Origin of the sequence: Legionella sp. ST3F1 (assembly GCF_048553315.1) — a bacterium.
Taxonomy (GTDB): domain Bacteria; phylum Pseudomonadota; class Gammaproteobacteria; order Legionellales; family Legionellaceae; genus Tatlockia; species Tatlockia donaldsonii.
Genome location: NZ_JBLZIO010000021.1, coordinates 36,282 through 53,544, shown reverse-complemented (window position 1 = coordinate 53,544; position 17,263 = coordinate 36,282). Strand labels below are relative to the sequence as shown.

Here is a 17,263-nt window from a genome sequence, read left to right as displayed (position 1 = left end):
GATTAGTCCCTCAATATAATGGCAAATTTTTCTTCCAGCTTCTTGATTATAGCACTGATTATCTCATTGATCTCATTATCGACCATTGTTCGTTTATCATCCTGCAAAGTGAGTGCAATTGCCAGACTTTTTTTACCTGCTGGAATTGTCTCTCCAGTATACACATCAAAGACATCAAACGATTTTAGTAAAGCCTCATCAACTGTTTGCCGAACTAATTGCTCTATCTGTGCTGCACTCACTTCATTATTAACCAGCAACGACAAGTCACGACGGATCTGGGGGAATTTTGAAATTTGCTGATAGCGTACTGCCTCTGTGTTAATCAGTGCAGCCAATCGAAGCTCAAAAAGCACTACCTCATCCTGGCTATCCAGAGCATCTGCTATGCGTGGATGCAAAACACCACACCATCCCGCCTCCTGATTACCAACCATAATCCGGGCTGACTTGCCTGGGTGAAGTGCAGGATGTACACCAGCAATAAAATGGACCTCTAGTGATTGCAACGCAGCAAACAGTGCTTGCAAATCACCTTTTGCATCATAAAAATCAAACTTGGCGGTTTTTTCGCTCCAATTCATTGCTCCTTGCTCGCCAGTCAGTAATCCTGCTATGCAGGCATGTTCCTGCAAAGAACCTTGCTGTAAATCAAAAATTACTCCATTCTCAAATAACTTAAGTGCTGTTTGCTGGCGATGGGTATTGTAGACCATCGCAGCAATCAATCCTGGCCACATGCCTACCCGCATTTGCGATAATTCAGAAGAAATAGGATTTAATAATTGCATGGTCAGGTTTTGGGGATACAATTCTTGTTGCAACGCGGGATCAACAAAGCTGTAGCTAATTGTTTCATTGTAGCCACGCGCAATAAAAAACTGGCCGCAACGTGCAGCTAGCGATTCTAAAGGATTGATATTTCCAGCCTGGATCGTGGTATTCATCTTAGCGCCAGGTAATTTGTCATAACCATGTAGACGAATTATTTCTTCAATCAAATCAACATCTAAACTAATATCAAAACGATGAGAGGGGATTTTAATCTGCCATGCTTCAGCTGTTTTTCTATCAACATCCATGCCCAAACCTTGTAGCATTCTAACCATTTCATCTTCATCAACGGCTAAACCGGTTAGTTGCTGCACCTTAGCTGGATTGAACAGTATCTTATTTTTTAAGGGTAAGGCGGCTAACTCAGAGGCAGACGATACAGGGCCAGCATGTCCACCAACAATATCCAGCAATAGATCCGTAGCACGCTCAAGAGCCAACAACTGCAATGCTGGATCAACTCCACGTTCAAAGCGTTGAGATGAATCAGTACACAACCCATAACTACGTGCTATACCAGCAATTATTATCGGACTGAAAAAGGCACTTTCAAGAAAAATATCCGTAGTATGCTCCTGTACTGCACTATCCTCTCCCCCCATAATTCCAGCCATTGCCAAGGCTTTTTTATCGTCAGCAATCACCAATACCCTGTCATGCAAATTAATCTGTTGCCCATCCAGTAATTGCAATGTTTCGTTTGCGTTAGCAAAACGAACATTAATATTCCCATTAATGGATTGCAAATCAAAGGCATGCATGGGTTGGCCGAGCTCTAGCATCACATAATTAGTAATATCGACGACTGGGTGGATAGGACGTAAACCTGCTCGACGCAAACGCTCTGCTATCCAAATAGGTGTATGTGCCTGAGGATTAATACCACGAATTACACGCCCGTAATATTGTGGGCAGGCATCCGGGTTTCGTAATTTAATCGCCAATTGCTCATCGGTAGTCGGTAAACGAGTCTTTTCGGGTAGCTGTTGGAGAGGTAATGAAGTTAAAACAGCCACCTCCCGTGCAACACCCAAAACGCTAAAACAATCGGCGCGATTAGGCGTTAAATCAATATCGAGTACTTGATCGTCTAGTGCAAGATAAGTACGTAAATCCGTCCCTAACGGAGCATCTTCATCCAACTCCATAATACCGTCAGAATTCTCGGCAAGCCCCAACTCCGCAACAGAACATAGCATACCCTGCGATAATTCTCCGCGGAGCATTGATTCTTTAATTACTAAGCCACCAGGTAAATTAGCCCCCATTTGGGCGAGTGCTACTTTCAAACCTTGGCGCACATTTGCCGCACCACAAACTACTTTTAATGGTTTTCCCGCACCCGTATTAATTTCGCACAAGGTCAGTTTATCTGCCTGGGGATGAGGAGTCGTATTTAAAACTTCTGCGACAATGACACCCGTAAAAGCACCCGCAACTGGAGTCACTGCATCAACCTCCAAACCTGCCATGGTCAGAAGAGACGCTAATTGCTGTCCATTCAAAGAAGGGTTTACCCATTCACGTAACCACAATTCACTCACTTTCATTGTAAATACCCGCCTAATATCCGGAGATTATCCAGTAGACCAACATTATTATCTGTGGCTGCTAGAACTGTTTTAAAAAAGTTAAGTCATTTTCAAACATCATGCGTAAATCATCAATTCCAAAATACAGCATAGCCAATCTATCCATTCCCATACCAAAAGCCCAGCCCTGATATTCATCTGGAGAAATATTAACCGCGGTCAGCACATTCGGATGCACCATGCCGCAACCCAAAACCTCTAGCCAACCAGTGAACTTGCATGAACGGCAACCTTTACCAAAACATTGTGTACACTCTATATCCACCTCAGCAGAGGGCTCCGTGAAAGGAAAATAAGAGGGTCTAAAGCGTAAAGCCAACTCTCGTCCAAAGAAATCAGCAAAAAAATCCTGTAATAACCCTTTTAAGCCATTTAGCGTAGCCTGTTTATCAATAAGCAAGCCTTCTACCTGATGAAACATCGGTGTATGGGTGACATCTGAATCACAACGGTAAACTCGTCCTGGAGCAATTAACCGTAAAGGTGGTGTACGCTCTTCCATTGTCCGAATCTGTACTGGCGAAGTATGAGTGCGCAACAAATGCCCATCCCCAAAATAAAAGGTATCGTGCATGGCACGGGCCGGATGGTGCCCTGGAATATTAAGTGCTTCAAAATTATAAAATTCAGTTTCAATTTCCGGGCCAGTGACAATATCAAAGCCTAACCGACTAAAATAATCATTAATACGTTGTTTTACCTGCGTTACTGGATGTAAAGAACCATGTTGATTGGTACGGCCTGGCAACGTTACATCAATTCGCTCAGCAGCCAATTTACTCTGTAATTGCGCTTCTTTTAAATGCAACATCTTTTCTTCAATGAGAAGACTTATCTCTCGTTTAGCCAAATTAACTAACTGGCCCACTTTGGGTTTTTCTTCTGCGGATAAATTAGCTAACCCTTTGAGGATTTCGGTGAGCTGTCCTTTTTTGCCCAAATAGTCGACACGAATCGATTCAAGGGCGGTAACGTCTTCTGCCTGAGCGATGGCATCAGCGGCCTGTTGCTGCAACGCAATGATATCTTGCATGATTAGAACCCACACGTAAAAAAGGAGGCCAAAGCCTCCTTGTTAATTATCACGACAAAAACTGATTAGGCAAGCGCAGCTTTCGCTTTTTCAGCTACAGCAGCAAAGGCATGTTTATCGTATACAGCCATGTCAGCAAGCACTTTACGATCCAACTCGATACTGGCTTTTTTCAACCCGGCAATTAACCGACTGTATGATAAACCACACTCACGAGCCTGTGCATTAATCCGAGTGATCCACAAAGCGCGGAACTGGCGTTTTTTCTGGCGACGATCACGGTAAGCATATTGTCCAGCTTTGATAACCGCTTGTTTGGCAACACGGTAGGTGCGGCTACGGGCACCGTAATAACCTTTCGCTTGATCTAAAATCTTCTTATGACGTGCTTTCGCCGTCACACCACGTTTAACTCTTGGCATTATTCATTCCTCCCCTTAACTACCGTGCAACATACGCTCAGCCAGACGCGCATCACATTGCTTCAATGTACCCGAAGCAACACGCAACTGACGTTTCTGCTTGCTGGTCTTTTTAGTAAGGATATGGTTTCTATAAGCGCCACGACGCTTGATAATACCACTAGCTGTCTTACGGAAGCGTTTGTGCGCTCCACGATGCGACTTTAATTTTGGCATAGCATTCTACTCCGCATTTGTTCTGCTATTAATAACGATGCAGTGTAATCGATTAGCTCTTTATCTCACTTTAGTATGGATAATTGAGCCAATATTTTTACAACTACCTTATTTTTTCTTTGGTGCTAAAACCATCAGTAATTGGCGGCCTTCTCGTTTCGCATGCTGCTCGATTACCGCATATTCAGCGGTATCCTGTTGCAAACGCTCCATGAGTTTCATACCTATTTCCTGATGAGCCATTTCTCTACCACGAAATCGTAGTGTGATCTTGACCTTATCACCATGATTGAGGAAACGGACCAGGTTGCGTAGCTTGACCTGGTAATCTCCCTCTTCCGTCGTCGGACGGAATTTTAACTCTTTGACTTGAAATTGCTTCTGCTTTTTCTTCGCTTCCGTTTGCTTTTTATTCAATTCAAAAAGAAATTTGCCATAATCCATAATGCGGCAAACGGGGGGGTTAGCTGTGGGTGAAATCTCCACTAAATCATAGCCACCTTCTTCCGCCGCCCGCAATGCTTCTCGCGTTGATACAACGCCCACCTGGTTGCCATCGACATCAATTAAGCGTACCTCAGGTACATTAATTTTTTCGTTAATTCGCGCGCGATCACTATCACGCTTATTCGATACGCTAATGGTTTAATCCTCCAAGTGGTTTATACGCGACCTTTTGCGTCAACTTCCTGACGCATGGTATCACAAATTGTATCAATATTCATCACACCCAAATCCACACCTTCTCTTGTTCGTACCGCGACAGAATTATTTTCAACTTCTTTATCGCCAATAATCAGCAAGTAAGGTACTTTTTGTAAAGTATGCTCGCGGATTTTAAAGCCAATCTTCTCATTTCTCAAGTCAAAATTTGCACGAAAGCCCTGCTTTTGTAAAATAGTTGTCACTTTAGCGGCAAAATCATGCTGCTTTTCACTAATTGTCAATACAGCAACTTGCGTAGGAGCCAACCATAAGGGGAACCGACCCGCATAATGCTCGATTAAAATTCCCATAAAGCGCTCAAATGAACCCAGGATAGCACGATGTAACATGACCGGTGTTTGTCGACTACCATCTTCTGCGACATATTGGGCATCAAGTCTGTCTGGCATAGAAAAATCGACCTGTATTGTACCGCACTGCCAAATACGCCCTAAACAATCAGCTAGCGAGCATTCAATCTTCGGCCCATAGAAGGCGCCTTCCCCCGGAGCATCAATCCATTCAATCCCTCTACTCTGCATAGCAAGCTTTAATGCTTCCTCTGCCTTATCCCAAACGGCATCACTGCCTACCCGCTTTTCTGGACGCAAGGCTAAGCGGTATTTTATCTCTTTAAAACCAAAGTCGGTATAGACTGATTGGACTAACTCAAGCATCATTGCTACTTCAGACTGAATTTGCTCTTCTGTACAAAAAATATGTGCATCGTCCTGTACCATGTTGCGCACACGCATTAAGCCATGCAAAGAGCCCGAAGGTTCACAGCGGTGACAATTACCAAATTCAGAAAAACGCAATGGCAAATCACGGTAAGACCTAAGTCCTTGATTATAAACCTGTACATGGCAAGGGCAGTTCATTGGTTTTACAGCATATTGACGATTTTCTGTTTCTGTAACAAACATCTCATCGCGAAAATTATCCCAATGCCCTGATTTTTCCCACAAAACCTTATCAACTAACTGCGGTGTTTTAATTTCTTGATAACCAAAATCATACAAACGACTACGCATATATTGTTCAAGTAGTTGATAAACAATCCATCCTTTAGGGTGCCAAAAAACCATACCAGGGGCAATTTCCTGAAAATGGAATAAATCCAAAGCCTTGCCTAATTTTCGATGATCACGTTTTTCAGCTTCTTCTAAACGATGCAAATAATCCGCTAACGCTTTTTTGTCTATCCAAGCCGTACCATAAATACGTTGTAACATTTCATTACGTGCATCTCCTCGCCAATAAGCTCCTGCTACTTTAGTTAACTTAAATGCTTTCAAATACGAAGTAGAGGGTACATGAGGACCACGGCAGAGATCTTCGAAATCCCCTTGTTTGTATAAGGAAAGCGCTTCCCCCTCAGGAATATCGGCAATAATTTTAGCTTTATACTCCTCACCAATATTGCGGAAATAAGCGATTGCCTCATCTCGTGGCAATACTCGACGAGTAATTGGGTAATCCGCTTTGGCCAACTCCTCCATTTTCGCTTCTATACGTTCCAAATCTTCTGGAGTAAATGGTCTTTGAAAAGCAAAATCGTAATAAAACCCATCCTCAATAACAGGTCCAATAGTAACTTGCGCGCCGGGAAATAAGAGTTTAACTGCCTGTGCCAATAAATGAGCTGTTGAATGACGAATCACTTCAAGGCTCTCTTCCTGCTGTTTTTCGGTAATAATGACTAAGGCGCAATCATCACGCATAAGGTAACTAGTATCGACCAGCCGACCATCAACTCGTCCCGCAAGTGCAGCTTTTGCCAATCCAGGACTAATACTTTGAGCGACATCATAAACCGTTACAGGCTGTTCGAAATGTTTGACACTTCCATCAGGCAATTTAACGTTTGGCATTTTGTTATCCTTCCATCCATCAGGCAGGTAAAGTTTCAATCATAATTGCAATAACAACTGGTAGCTAGAGAATAATTTCAACGATCAACATACGGCAAAAAAAAACCCTGCGGGGCAGGGTTAAGTTGGTAGGCACGAGTGGGATCGAACCACCGACCACCACCATGTCAAGGTGGTGCTCTACCACTGAGCTACGTGCCTATTATTCGTTCTATACCTAGAATGGCGTTGATTATATAAAAGCTATGATTACAAAGCAAATAATTTTAATGCTTACAGGATTTACCTGAAATTCAACGACTTTCGTTAAAATTTGAATTTAATTTAATCATTTTGTATTCATTTCTCATTAAATCAAATTTCGCCTCGATCCCGGTGCTTTTCGTAAGTCTGCCTTGTTTAGAGAAGGAAGGCCTGAATGGAACTGCTGATTATTCAAGCCATATTTAGGATGCGAGGTTAGCAGCCATGACTAGACCACTGTTATAAAACATTGCTCTACTTTGTTCCATCACGTAGTGCAAAACTCCCTGTTTGGACACTAATTGAAACAACTCCTTGTTTCCCATTCTATTATTACAGAACAATATAAAATTGCAACTATTAATTTCCAATAGAAATAATAAGTTTCGTTTCGTTGCAAATTTGCAGGAAATCTTACCCTTTGCTACACTGCGCTAATTCAGTTACCTAGAAAAGCGCGTTCATGGAAAAAGTCGATTTAACTAAACAATTTGCCTATCGCCTACGTGATGCCATGATTGCTGCTGGGTTTAATTCACAACGCTCTACATCAGGAGTATGTATTCATAAACTAGCGGAGATTACCGGGTATTCACTACAGATCTGCCGTAAATATTTACGCGGTGAAGCAATTCCAGAACCGACCAAACTTGTTGAGATTTCTTCGAAACTTAATGTTTCGCCCGGTTGGTTACTCTTTGGTGATCATCACCACGGCTCCCCACAGCCAGACGATAGAATTACTATTAATAGAAATTTATTACACTATGTTTTCACGCAAGCAGGTGAACTATATACAAATTCCCTACTTGGAGATGAGCTTCCTGATTTCTTGCTGGAATTGATCAATGACCTTGGTCAAATCAATGCGACTGAAGAGCAATCAAAAAAAATTATTGATTTGGCTCTTTCCTCTGTTAAACGATTTAGTCACTAGCATGGAGCAATTAAGTATTAGTTATGGATATTCACAACGAGATAAGACCACATTCGCAACTACTAAAATTATTGTTTGCCTTTAAAAATAAAGTAGGGGCTGTATTCAAAGATATACTTGGCATCCATGAAATTAATCATATTGCCATTACTCGTGTTGGTATTGAACAAGAGATAGTCATTTTCTCTTCCACGCCAGCACTTGAATTTAACCTATTTAATAGCGAGCTCTGGCATTATGATCGAACCTATCATCCCGCCTGGTTTCGCTCAGGTGTACAAACTAGCTGGCAATCATTATATAGCGCGGCGCGTTATGATGAACTTTATTACCTGAAACAGATCAAACATCATTATCCAATCGGCTCTTCTCTCGCAATCCGCCAGGACAATGTCTCTTACATTTACTCATTGGCCAGTAAACAGTCTTGCCCCCAAACACAAGAAATTTTTACCAACCAATCCGATGACTTTCGTAAAATTGGTTTATACTGCACGAATCAGCTGCAGGATCTTTTTATAACTTGTGATAACTTGGCAAGCCTGTCCAAGCCCAAAGAATTTAAACAGCTAATACCCATGGACTCGCTGGTTTAATCTTCCTAGTCTTTCTATCCATGCCGGCCTCACAAAGAGGCTTCATACTCTTGGGGCATGAAATCTAACAGGTTAAACAAAGTTGATTGACTAATAGACAATGAGGAACGATTAATCCTTTGATTGCATAGAAAAAAAACAGGAATGAGGAAGAAAACTGTTATCACTCAGCCCTCAAAACTGGATTTAGAGGGCTAGCAGAAAGGTAGATAAAACTCTCTACGCTTTTTTAAACGACCACTGTCTCTTGTAGCGTATCAGTCATGTTAGCGTCTGCCTGACTATGTTGATCAAGTATATGGCAATAATTTTGACGTTTAATGGGATCTGTTTCTTTTGCACAACGTTCCTGAAAAGTATCGAGAACCCCGTTATCTGCACTACCAGCAAATGAGAAAAAAGGAATTAAACAACTTATTGCTACTGCTGCTAATTTTTTCATTAAAGACCCTTTTAATTGGTTAAGTTAGACTTAAAACACTTAAAGAGAGCACTACCCCATTTCAACACAAGACTAGTGTGCACTAAAATCTATAAAATTTAAATTTTTATTTTAGGCTTCTTCAAATGTCTCTATTAGCTTTTCCATTTTTGTCTTTAGAAACAAAAGATTGCCCATAAATCTGTTACAAAAATCCTTGAGAGTCTGATAAAAACTTCTCATTGCAACCAATCATTCTTTCTATTGACGACGCGCATTGTAACACAAGAAACATCCTTTTCTCAAATCTTTTCTGTTTATTAAAAGAATTATTTGATTAAATTAATAACAAAAACCTTGATTACCCTGCATCTCTGGAATGAGGGGTGATAAAAGAAAAATCAAAAAATTAAAAAGAAAAATCATTCCATTAATATAAAAAAAGTTTAAAATTTTATTTTTTTGCACTGGATGCGACTCTTATGTATACGCGACTTCTATTTTTATTATTCTTTACTCAAGCGGCAATAGCGGGACCATGGTTCACAGGCCCGTTGCTTGCCCCTGCAGGAAAAACAATTCCCGCAGGCCATTTCAATTTTGAACCCTATGCTTTTTATAGTGGTTATCCGAACGGATTTCGAAACATTGAAGTCATCCCTATTATTACGGCAGGAATCAATGATTTTTTAGATTTGCAAACATCCTTACCTTACGACTACAGTTGGGATCATGGACAGCATGGAAATGATATTGGTGATTACAGTTTAGGTTTGGGTATCCAGGTTTTGCGGCAAAAAGAAAATTCCTGGCTGCCCGATTTACGACTTGTCTTACAGGAGGTATTTCCTACGGGGCGCTTTGATAACTTAAACCCACGAAAATTGGGCACTGATCAGACTGGTCTCGGTGCTTATCAAACTTTTATTGGCGTGAATTTCCAACGATTGACTCAATTCACAAACGAACATTATTTGCGTACGCGCTTGGGTTTAGTTGCAGCAAGATTCAGCGATGTCAAAGTTCATGGAGTCAGTGTTTTTGGAGGCACCCCCTCAACGGAGGGGCGAGTTAACCTGGACAACAGTTATGCGGTTGATTTAGCTGCTGAATATACACTGACCCAAAACTGGGTTCCTGTTTTTGAAGTATTGTATGTCCATAGTCCAGCAACCAATTTTGATGGCAATCCTGGATTCACTCCCGGCGGTACTGTTGCAGGCGTTGGCGGGAGAGCGGGCGATCAGGTTTCCCTGGCCCCAGCAATGGAGTATAACTTTACCTCAACTCTCGGTGTTATCGGCGGGGTCTGGTTTTCTATCACTGGTCCGCATGCGGCTAAATTCGTTACGGGAGCAGTTGCGCTTAACTATTATATGTAATTTCCTCTCAATGGGTTTAAACATCAAGCGTTTAGTCTTTCTATAGATGAGCGCTTGGCCCTCTTTAATAGTTAAGATGTAAAACAACGTGTAATCAGGTTGAAATTTATAAGAGCGACTCTGGTTGAGCAAGGTGGATAAGCCCCCTGATTTTACAAAAAAACAAAATGTCCCTACTATAGATAACTTATAGACTCATCTCTAAGGATAGATGATGTTTCCATGGGCCCTTTTTTTTTTAGTAATGACACTGCTAACCGCATTATTCAGTTATAAAGGAACACCCTCTACCGCTACCTACATAACAAAAATTTTATTTTTCCTATTTCTACTCATTTTCCTGGTATTGATAGTCATGAGTGCTTTTGATTCGGCCCCTCCGCTATCCTTAGATCCTAATGGCAAAATGATTCCCTAGATGAAAAATGACTCACTCCATGGAGAACAAAATTAAAGCAATCATGGCAAACACCATTCCCAGGGTTTGTTTTAGGGACAAGCCTTGCTTTAAAAAAAGTATCGATAACAGTAATGTGATAACAGGATACATGGAAGTAATCAAAACAACAGGCATTGCTGGCCCCCTACGTAAGGCAATAATAAAAAAAATGCAAGCAACACCATTGGCAACCCCATTAAGAAGACCATAAAGACCTCCTTTCACAGATAGTTCTGGTTTGAAATTCAGCAATACAAGAGCAAGGACACCAGATACCAAAACCCCCAGACTGGAATAAAAAGTAATAGAAAGTGGATTAATAAAATTTGCCGCCCGGGCGCCCCAATACCCCCAAGCACCATAAAGACAAAGGGCAATAAGCGAGGGGTAATACCAAGAACCAATAGTCATCATAATTTTCGCTTTTACAAATCGCTAAACAGCCGATTTTCAATTCCAAAGACAGAGACTGAGCATAACCGGGCAAGCAATAAAATAAAATCATTAGCGATAAAAATCTGGCAATTTATTTACATGTTTTTCAATTTACCAACAAAATATACCAGGGTCTGCTGACATTTTGCTTGCTTGAGTCGAAAAGTATTGAGTTACGAGCGTCGCAGCACTGTTTACAAGGTAGTCCAGGAAGGAAATCATCCTTTTTGGGCCAAGATAATAGAAATGTCAAAGGCCCCTAACCAGGAGTAATACGCTCTTGCGTACCATCCATATTCATTTCCACAGTTTCCGTTTTGACTACCTCAGGCAGGATCATAGGAATTAAAGGCAAATCAAGGTGGGTTTCATTTAAAAAACAAGTATCTTCTTTACTAACCAAGAACTCTTTATCAATGAGATTCATTAAGAGGCCCACAAAGGAAATCATTTGGCTTGCTTTATGGGTGAAAAATTCACAATTTATATATTCCCGTTTTATTTCTTCAAGTAACTCATCGATAGTCTTACCAGGATAGTGAGCCAATACTACAGCCAGAATAAGGACCTCAATACTAGCCAAACTATGTTGAAATGGATTTGGACTAAACAGCCTATTTTCAGAAAGCTCATTTCTCGAACTTATTATGGAAAACTGCAATACCAGAGTGCGTTCGAGCCGATTATTTTTTTCTAATATGGCAAAAACCATATCCATTTGTGCTTCAGTTAAATATAACATGGCGTTCCTGTAATTAATTTCAATCTCAAGCAGTCTTATGGCTATAAAGTATAAATTTAGCAATGGCTCTTAATTATTCTCTTTCTGCACCAAAATAAACTGCCTATAAATTTTATTCGCGATACGTCTTAAAGGGACATGATTTGTATTGACTAATATAATGATAGAAATTTGCTCATCAATATGGCGAACCATCCAACTACCATAACCCCGTATCGCACCATTTTTTTGAGCGACAAGCTTATTTCCAAAATAGGATACCTGCCAACCTAAAGCCCATGACCATCCTTTACGACCAGAAGGCTGACCATCCTGTAAAAAAACTGGACCCCACATTTCCCGATAACTGGCTGATTGTAATAGTTTTCCCTTCGTCATGGCTGCATCCCATTTCGCCATGTCGCTAATGCATGACACAATACCGCCAGAGCCCCACATTTGCGACCAAGGCGTTCGATTTGGATTGGGAACCACCTTGTTATTGATTACTCGGTAGCCAGCCGCCAAACCTGGGGGACGTAAGGTATCAGGAAATCCTGTTTGCTGCATGTTTAGGGGAGTAAATAGGTTTTCCGCTAAAAAATCGCTCAGACTTCGCTGACTAACTTTCTCAATGACACGACTCAACACAATATAACCAAAATTGTTGTATTTAAAATGAGTACCAGGCGAAAATTGCATCGGTTTGTTAGCCAGTTTTTGCCAAATACGCAACCAAGGTAAATGAGGCCCTTGATGTTGTGGAATACCACTGGTATGTGAAAGCAATTGCCGAATTGTTACAGACTGCCATTGTTTCGGCGCATCTGGGAGGTATTTTAATAAGGAATCATCAAGGTTAATTTTACCTTGCTGTACCAAGATCATCACTGCAAAGGCAGTGATGGATTTAGATACCGAGCCGATACCAAATAGTGTCTCTGTTTTGACTGGCCGCCCTTGCAAATCAGCATAACCATAGCCCTTGATCAAGACAGGCTCACCTTTGTATAAGACAGCAAGGGCCAAACCAGGAATATGGTACTGTTGCATATCAGCCGCTACTAGCTGGTCAACGTTTTGCTCCAATAGGACTGAGTTTGGCAGAGCGGCATTCGAAAAAAATGGCGAGAAGGAAAATAAAACCAAAACAATAGCAATCACCCTTAATGTCTTATTATCCGTGATTTTTGCCATAAATAGGTCACACATCCCTCTGTTCTAAAGATAGAAAAACGGCAAATCATCCTGTCAATACGATATCTGGTTCATTTGCCATAACTCTGCACAGCTTTATTACTGGACAGTCTATTAGAATAAGCCGTTTTTTAGCATTAAAAGGCCTTTTGCAATTTAGTAATTTTGTCAATATTATCATCAAAAACTTGGCGTAATGATTCCAAATTTTCCTGATTTATGGCATTAAATTCTTCATCACTTAATTCCTCAGAAACAGTCATATTAACCAGTGTTCTGATGCTTTCTATTGCTTGACTTACTTCATCCTCCAAGATTAATAAATGTTTTTTACGATTCTCAATTACCTCGTCAGTTTTTTCCAAAGCCATCGATTCTTTTTTTACCTGGATCTCTGCCAATAAACCTTTAAGCTTTTGATCTAACCGTAAAATACTGTCATGCATTTCCTTGTCGACTGCATTAATAAATTTGGATGGTGTAGGTTGTTCGTCAATCATTATCCTCTCTCCAAAACTCTAAGGGGTTATTTATTATAAGCCTAGCGTATACGTTCTATTTCGCCAGTCAGATAAACAGTGTTATGATTGCATCTTTTTGACGCAATGCAAAACTATGTTATTACATTACCTATTTATTATGGGCATTTGTGTGGAAGCAATCACTGGTGCCATCGCTGCAGGTCGAAAAAAAATGGATTTTTTTGGAGTCATGTTGATTGCCTGTATTACTGCTCTCGGCGGCGGAACCGTACGCGACGCTCTTTTTAATACGCATCCGCTGACTTGGGTCGCTCATCCTGAATACCTATTATACACTTCAGCCTGTGCTTTTTTAACTATTTTTATTGCCCATTCACTGGTTCGGATTATGAAGGTTTTCCTTATACTCGATGCATTGGGTTTATCAGCTTTTGTGATCATCGGCACCCAAAAAATTCTTGCCAGCGGCCTTTCTCCTAGCATCGCCATTATTAGTGGCCTGATTACAGGTATTTGTGGTGGTATGTTACGCGACATATTGTGCAATGATATCCCGCTTGTGCTGCGTAAAGAACTGTATGCCGTTATTGCTTTGGCCGGAGCCTTACTATTTATTATTCTGGCACATTTCCATGTTGCCAATGAACTCAATGTAATCATTACATTAATTGCTATTTTCTCCGCTCGTCTACTTGCTATTTTCTTTCACATTGAAATGCCCAAATTTGACTACTCAGAAAGTCTGCGCAAACGGCGGCGAAAATAATTCACCGCCGATTAAGCAGTTTGTCATCAAATTTCACTAATTTCATGAATAACAACATCTTCCAAGGGCACATCTGCATGCCCCATGCGTTGTCCTGTCTTAACTTTCACAATGGCATCAACAACATCCATCCCGTCAGTCACCTCACCAAAGACACAATAACCATACCCTTGTGGATGCTCCCCACTAAAATTCAAGAAGGCATTATCGGCGACATTAATAAAAAATTGCGCTGTTGCTGAATGAGGATCCATCGTTCTAGCCATAGCGATGGTGCCTCGTTTATTCGCTTTGGCTGATTTAGCTTCGTTAGAAATCGATGCCTCTGTTGGCTTCTGCGTCATCTCAGCAGTCAATCCACCGCCTTGAATCATAAAACCATCAATTACACGATGAAAGATCGTATCATTGTAAAAACCCTTACGAACATAGTTGCGAAAATTTTCGGCGGTTTTTGGGGTATTTTCTTCATCCAACTGTATACGAATATCGCCTTTTGAAGTAGAAATTAAAATCATTATGTCTCCTGTTATCTCTTAAAGATTATGACGCAAGTATTAGGTCGCGCATTTTAGCACAAACATCATGCATTACATGGATATTATGTATACTTGCCAATGCGGTGAACAAATTAGCCTTTTGTTTAGAAAGATGATGTAAAAAAGCACGCGAGTGATTCCTGCAAGTATAACACAAACAGCTAGCCATCACCGGTGATGTATCATCCGCAAAACAGGCTTTCTTAATCTGAATACGCTGATTCTCATAACTACTGACAAATCGTAACCACTGACCTTCGGGAAGAAGTTCACCACAATACAGAGCACCGTGACGAGCATTACGCGTTGGGGCAACACAATCAAACATATCAATCCCTTCAGCAACAACATCCAATAAATCTTGCGGCGACATACCTACTCCCATGGTATAGCGCGGCTTATTCTCGGGCAGGTACTCCCTGACCCAACGAATTATTTCCACAGTAGTTGGCATATCAAAACCTACTGTTTCTCCACCAATCGCAATGCCATCTGTATGCATGGAAGAGACAAAATCAGCACTTTCTCGTCGCAGCTCTTCGTAAATACCCCCTTGGACAATACCAAATAAAGCCTGGCTTGCACCATAACGAGAATTCGGATATCGCTCATGATAGGCTATCGACTGTTTAAGCCAACGGTGTGTACGCACCATTATCTTCTGTACTTCTTCACGAGAACAACTGTCGGGGGTGCATTGATCAAAAGCCATAATGATATCAGCACCGATAATTTTTTGTGTTTCCAAAGACATTTCAGGGGTCATATGAATCAAACGCTGTGTACCTGGCAATTTGAAATGCGCCCCCTCTTCATCGATAGTACAAATCTCTTTATTCTTGGACAAAGAAAATACTTGAAAGCCCCCGCTATCTGTTAGCATGGGGCCTTGCCAACCCATAAAACGATGCATCCCTCCCGCTTGCTCAATGATCTGCATGCCAGGGGCACAAAGCATATGGTAAGTATTGCCACCCAGGATTATCTGACTTCCCGCCTCTTGTAATTCGCGCGGGGTCATATTATTCACACCAGCTCGAGTGCCAACAGGCATAAATACTGGTGTTACAAAATCACCGTGGGGAGTATTAACACGTGTAACCCGTGCTTTGTTGAAAGGATAATTCTTAAGAACCTCGCAATGGAACTTGTTCGTCATAACTTGTTTTATCGATTGTAATGGTGTGCGATGATAGCCAAGTGGCCTCATATTTACCAGTATTTACTCGTCCTCTCGGCATCATCACTGGTAAAAATACTTTATTGCCCCCATAAATGACTATTCCGAGTTTCCTATTTTACCAGTTTGATTGACATGGTTTGTTTCATGGTTTGTTTCAACGCATTGCAGTTAAGCATAGGTCCTTAGTATGAGCAGCCCATGACGTCAAGCTGTCAATACCAGGTCAGTAAAACATATAATTTAAGTTTCTACTCGGCGGATGATAAAAATAGCAGCTACCAGCATAAATAAAAAATAAAAAGCTGACCAGGCAGGCATGGAAAGGCCAAGCCAAGTCCAATTAACCTCAGCACAATCCCCTGCGCCCCAAAAAAGAGCATGTAAAACATCGCTCCAGGGAAAATACCGCACTAAGACTCCTAAATCAGGCATACAAGCCGGAGCTTGGCCGGCAGGTAAGGCTTGCAGCCACAGTTGGCGGCCAGCAAAAAATACACCGCCCAAAGCAAAAATAATTTGCAACACGGCGATGATTTTACGCGGCTTAATCCGCTCTGCATAAATCCCTATCAAGCCTAATATAAACAATAAAAAAACACACAGGCGTTGCATGAGGCACAAAGGGCAAGGCTGCAAATTCTTTACATATTGAAAATAAAAAGAACTTATAAGGATAAAAAAACTTAACCCTGCCAATAAAATTTGTCCCTGTCGATAAATAACTTTATTCATGTTCTGATGTCATATATTGAATAGCTTGCTTAAGATCGTCTTCGCTGCATTCTTGGCAGGTTCCCTTCGGGGGCATGGCGTTCAGTCCTTTAAGAGATGAAGCAACAAGCCCATCCAATTTCTTTTGTTCAATTCGTGGTTTCCAATCAGCCGCGACTCGAAATTTAGGTGCCCCCGCCACACCATCACGGTGACAAACCGAACAATATTTTTCATAAGTAGCCTGTCCAGGAGCTTCTTTAGCAGCGCTGGCTTCAGCTTTAACTGGTTTGGCAGTAGCAGTCGGTGCGGGCTCTTGTCCTTCCACACGTACCTGACCAATCGGTTTAATTCTTTGTTCAATTTGTTGGCGGTCAAAATCATCACTAGCGTATGCACTCAACGCTATAGCAATGAGTGAGATAGCAAAACTAAGACGCATGGGGATTACCTTTTCATACCTGAATATAAAAATCATACCGACAAGAAGATAGTATTTCCAGCCTGTCTTCACATTGTTCGACTATCTGTTATA

General features: G+C 41.2%; 20 protein-coding genes and 1 tRNA gene. 5 read left to right on the top strand and 16 right to left on the bottom strand.

Going from position 1 to position 17,263, the window contains the following annotated elements; translation table 11 throughout:
- Positions 1-2: 2 nt before the first annotated feature.
- From pheT to ACN4Z1_RS13270, 7 genes are all read right to left on the bottom strand, one after another.
- Complete coding sequence (gene pheT, locus ACN4Z1_RS13300) at positions 3-2,384, bottom strand: phenylalanine--tRNA ligase subunit beta (protein WP_419388240.1); 2,382 nt, start codon at positions 2,382-2,384, stop codon at positions 3-5.
- A 61-nt stretch (positions 2,385-2,445) separates the two neighbouring features.
- Positions 2,446-3,459 (bottom strand): phenylalanine--tRNA ligase subunit alpha, encoded by a 1,014-nt coding sequence (gene pheS, locus ACN4Z1_RS13295; protein WP_115222634.1) that lies wholly within the window; start codon positions 3,457-3,459, stop codon positions 2,446-2,448.
- Positions 3,460-3,524: 65 nt separating this feature from the next.
- Entirely contained in the window at positions 3,525-3,881 is a 357-nt protein-coding gene (rplT, locus tag ACN4Z1_RS13290; protein WP_058447551.1) for a 50S ribosomal protein L20, read from the bottom strand.
- Positions 3,882-3,896: 15 nt separating this feature from the next.
- The gene (gene rpmI, locus ACN4Z1_RS13285; RefSeq protein ID WP_019218047.1) at positions 3,897-4,097 is read right to left on the bottom strand and encodes a 50S ribosomal protein L35; all 201 of its coding nucleotides are present in this window, start codon (positions 4,095-4,097) and stop codon (positions 3,897-3,899) included.
- 108 nt (positions 4,098-4,205) lie between these two features.
- The gene (infC, locus tag ACN4Z1_RS13280) at positions 4,206-4,739 is read right to left on the bottom strand and encodes a translation initiation factor IF-3 (protein WP_115220416.1); all 534 of its coding nucleotides are present in this window, start codon (positions 4,737-4,739) and stop codon (positions 4,206-4,208) included.
- A gap of 20 nt (positions 4,740-4,759) precedes the next feature.
- On the bottom strand, positions 4,760-6,676 hold the full coding sequence (thrS, locus tag ACN4Z1_RS13275) for a threonine--tRNA ligase (protein ID WP_228362789.1): 1,917 nt from the start codon (positions 6,674-6,676) through the stop codon (positions 4,760-4,762).
- Positions 6,677-6,802: 126 nt separating this feature from the next.
- A tRNA-Val gene (locus ACN4Z1_RS13270) sits at positions 6,803-6,877 on the bottom strand.
- A 505-nt stretch (positions 6,878-7,382) separates the two neighbouring features.
- Here ACN4Z1_RS13270 and ACN4Z1_RS13265 point away from each other — a divergent pair.
- Positions 7,383-7,856, top strand: a complete 474-nt coding sequence (locus ACN4Z1_RS13265; protein WP_228362790.1) for a helix-turn-helix domain-containing protein — start codon at positions 7,383-7,385, stop codon at positions 7,854-7,856.
- Positions 7,857-7,879: 23 nt separating this feature from the next.
- Positions 7,880-8,452 (top strand): hypothetical protein, encoded by a 573-nt coding sequence (locus ACN4Z1_RS13260; RefSeq protein ID WP_228362791.1) that lies wholly within the window; start codon positions 7,880-7,882, stop codon positions 8,450-8,452.
- A 229-nt stretch (positions 8,453-8,681) separates the two neighbouring features.
- Here the strand turns inward: ACN4Z1_RS13260 and ACN4Z1_RS13255 are convergent, their stop codons facing one another.
- Positions 8,682-8,894: a hypothetical protein gene (locus ACN4Z1_RS13255; RefSeq protein ID WP_115220412.1), complete on the bottom strand. Its 213-nt coding sequence runs from the start codon at positions 8,892-8,894 to the stop codon at positions 8,682-8,684.
- A 461-nt stretch (positions 8,895-9,355) separates the two neighbouring features.
- Between ACN4Z1_RS13255 and ACN4Z1_RS13250 the strand changes: the two genes are divergently transcribed.
- Positions 9,356-10,255: a hypothetical protein gene (locus ACN4Z1_RS13250; protein ID WP_115220411.1), complete on the top strand. Its 900-nt coding sequence runs from the start codon at positions 9,356-9,358 to the stop codon at positions 10,253-10,255.
- Between the two features lie 211 nt (positions 10,256-10,466).
- Positions 10,467-10,673, top strand: coding sequence for a DUF1328 family protein (locus ACN4Z1_RS13245; RefSeq protein ID WP_256593805.1), 207 nt, complete (start codon positions 10,467-10,469; stop codon positions 10,671-10,673).
- Positions 10,674-10,685: 12 nt separating this feature from the next.
- Here the strand turns inward: ACN4Z1_RS13245 and ACN4Z1_RS13240 are convergent, their stop codons facing one another.
- The 4 genes from ACN4Z1_RS13240 to ACN4Z1_RS13225 form a co-directional block, all read right to left on the bottom strand.
- The gene (locus ACN4Z1_RS13240) at positions 10,686-11,105 is read right to left on the bottom strand and encodes an EamA family transporter (RefSeq protein ID WP_115222633.1); all 420 of its coding nucleotides are present in this window, start codon (positions 11,103-11,105) and stop codon (positions 10,686-10,688) included.
- Positions 11,106-11,388: 283 nt separating this feature from the next.
- Complete coding sequence (locus tag ACN4Z1_RS13235) at positions 11,389-11,871, bottom strand: hypothetical protein (RefSeq protein ID WP_419388239.1); 483 nt, start codon at positions 11,869-11,871, stop codon at positions 11,389-11,391.
- A 69-nt stretch (positions 11,872-11,940) separates the two neighbouring features.
- Positions 11,941-13,047 carry a serine hydrolase domain-containing protein gene (locus ACN4Z1_RS13230; protein WP_228362794.1) on the bottom strand — a complete coding sequence of 369 codons (1,107 nt, stop codon included), beginning with the start codon at positions 13,045-13,047 and terminating at the stop codon, positions 11,941-11,943.
- A 137-nt stretch (positions 13,048-13,184) separates the two neighbouring features.
- Entirely contained in the window at positions 13,185-13,547 is a 363-nt protein-coding gene (locus ACN4Z1_RS13225) for a hypothetical protein (protein WP_115220409.1), read from the bottom strand.
- A 115-nt stretch (positions 13,548-13,662) separates the two neighbouring features.
- On the opposite strand from ACN4Z1_RS13225, the gene ACN4Z1_RS13220 reads away from it, so the two are divergent.
- Positions 13,663-14,295, top strand: coding sequence for a trimeric intracellular cation channel family protein (locus tag ACN4Z1_RS13220; RefSeq protein WP_115220408.1), 633 nt, complete (start codon positions 13,663-13,665; stop codon positions 14,293-14,295).
- Between the two features lie 26 nt (positions 14,296-14,321).
- Here the strand turns inward: ACN4Z1_RS13220 and ACN4Z1_RS13215 are convergent, their stop codons facing one another.
- The 4 genes from ACN4Z1_RS13215 to ACN4Z1_RS13200 all read right to left on the bottom strand — a co-directional run bounded on the left by ACN4Z1_RS13215 (position 14,322) and on the right by ACN4Z1_RS13200 (position 17,170).
- Positions 14,322-14,813 (bottom strand): peptidylprolyl isomerase, encoded by a 492-nt coding sequence (locus ACN4Z1_RS13215; RefSeq protein WP_115220407.1) that lies wholly within the window; start codon positions 14,811-14,813, stop codon positions 14,322-14,324.
- A gap of 25 nt (positions 14,814-14,838) precedes the next feature.
- Positions 14,839-15,993: a tRNA guanosine(34) transglycosylase Tgt gene (gene tgt / locus ACN4Z1_RS13210; protein WP_419388238.1), complete on the bottom strand. Its 1,155-nt coding sequence runs from the start codon at positions 15,991-15,993 to the stop codon at positions 14,839-14,841.
- A 264-nt stretch (positions 15,994-16,257) separates the two neighbouring features.
- Positions 16,258-16,749 (bottom strand): disulfide bond formation protein B, encoded by a 492-nt coding sequence (locus tag ACN4Z1_RS13205; protein WP_228362796.1) that lies wholly within the window; start codon positions 16,747-16,749, stop codon positions 16,258-16,260.
- Positions 16,742-17,170, bottom strand: a complete 429-nt coding sequence (locus ACN4Z1_RS13200; RefSeq protein ID WP_419386182.1) for a c-type cytochrome — start codon at positions 17,168-17,170, stop codon at positions 16,742-16,744. Before ACN4Z1_RS13200 ends, ACN4Z1_RS13205 begins: the two co-directional genes overlap by 8 nt.
- Positions 17,171-17,263 lie beyond the last annotated feature (93 nt).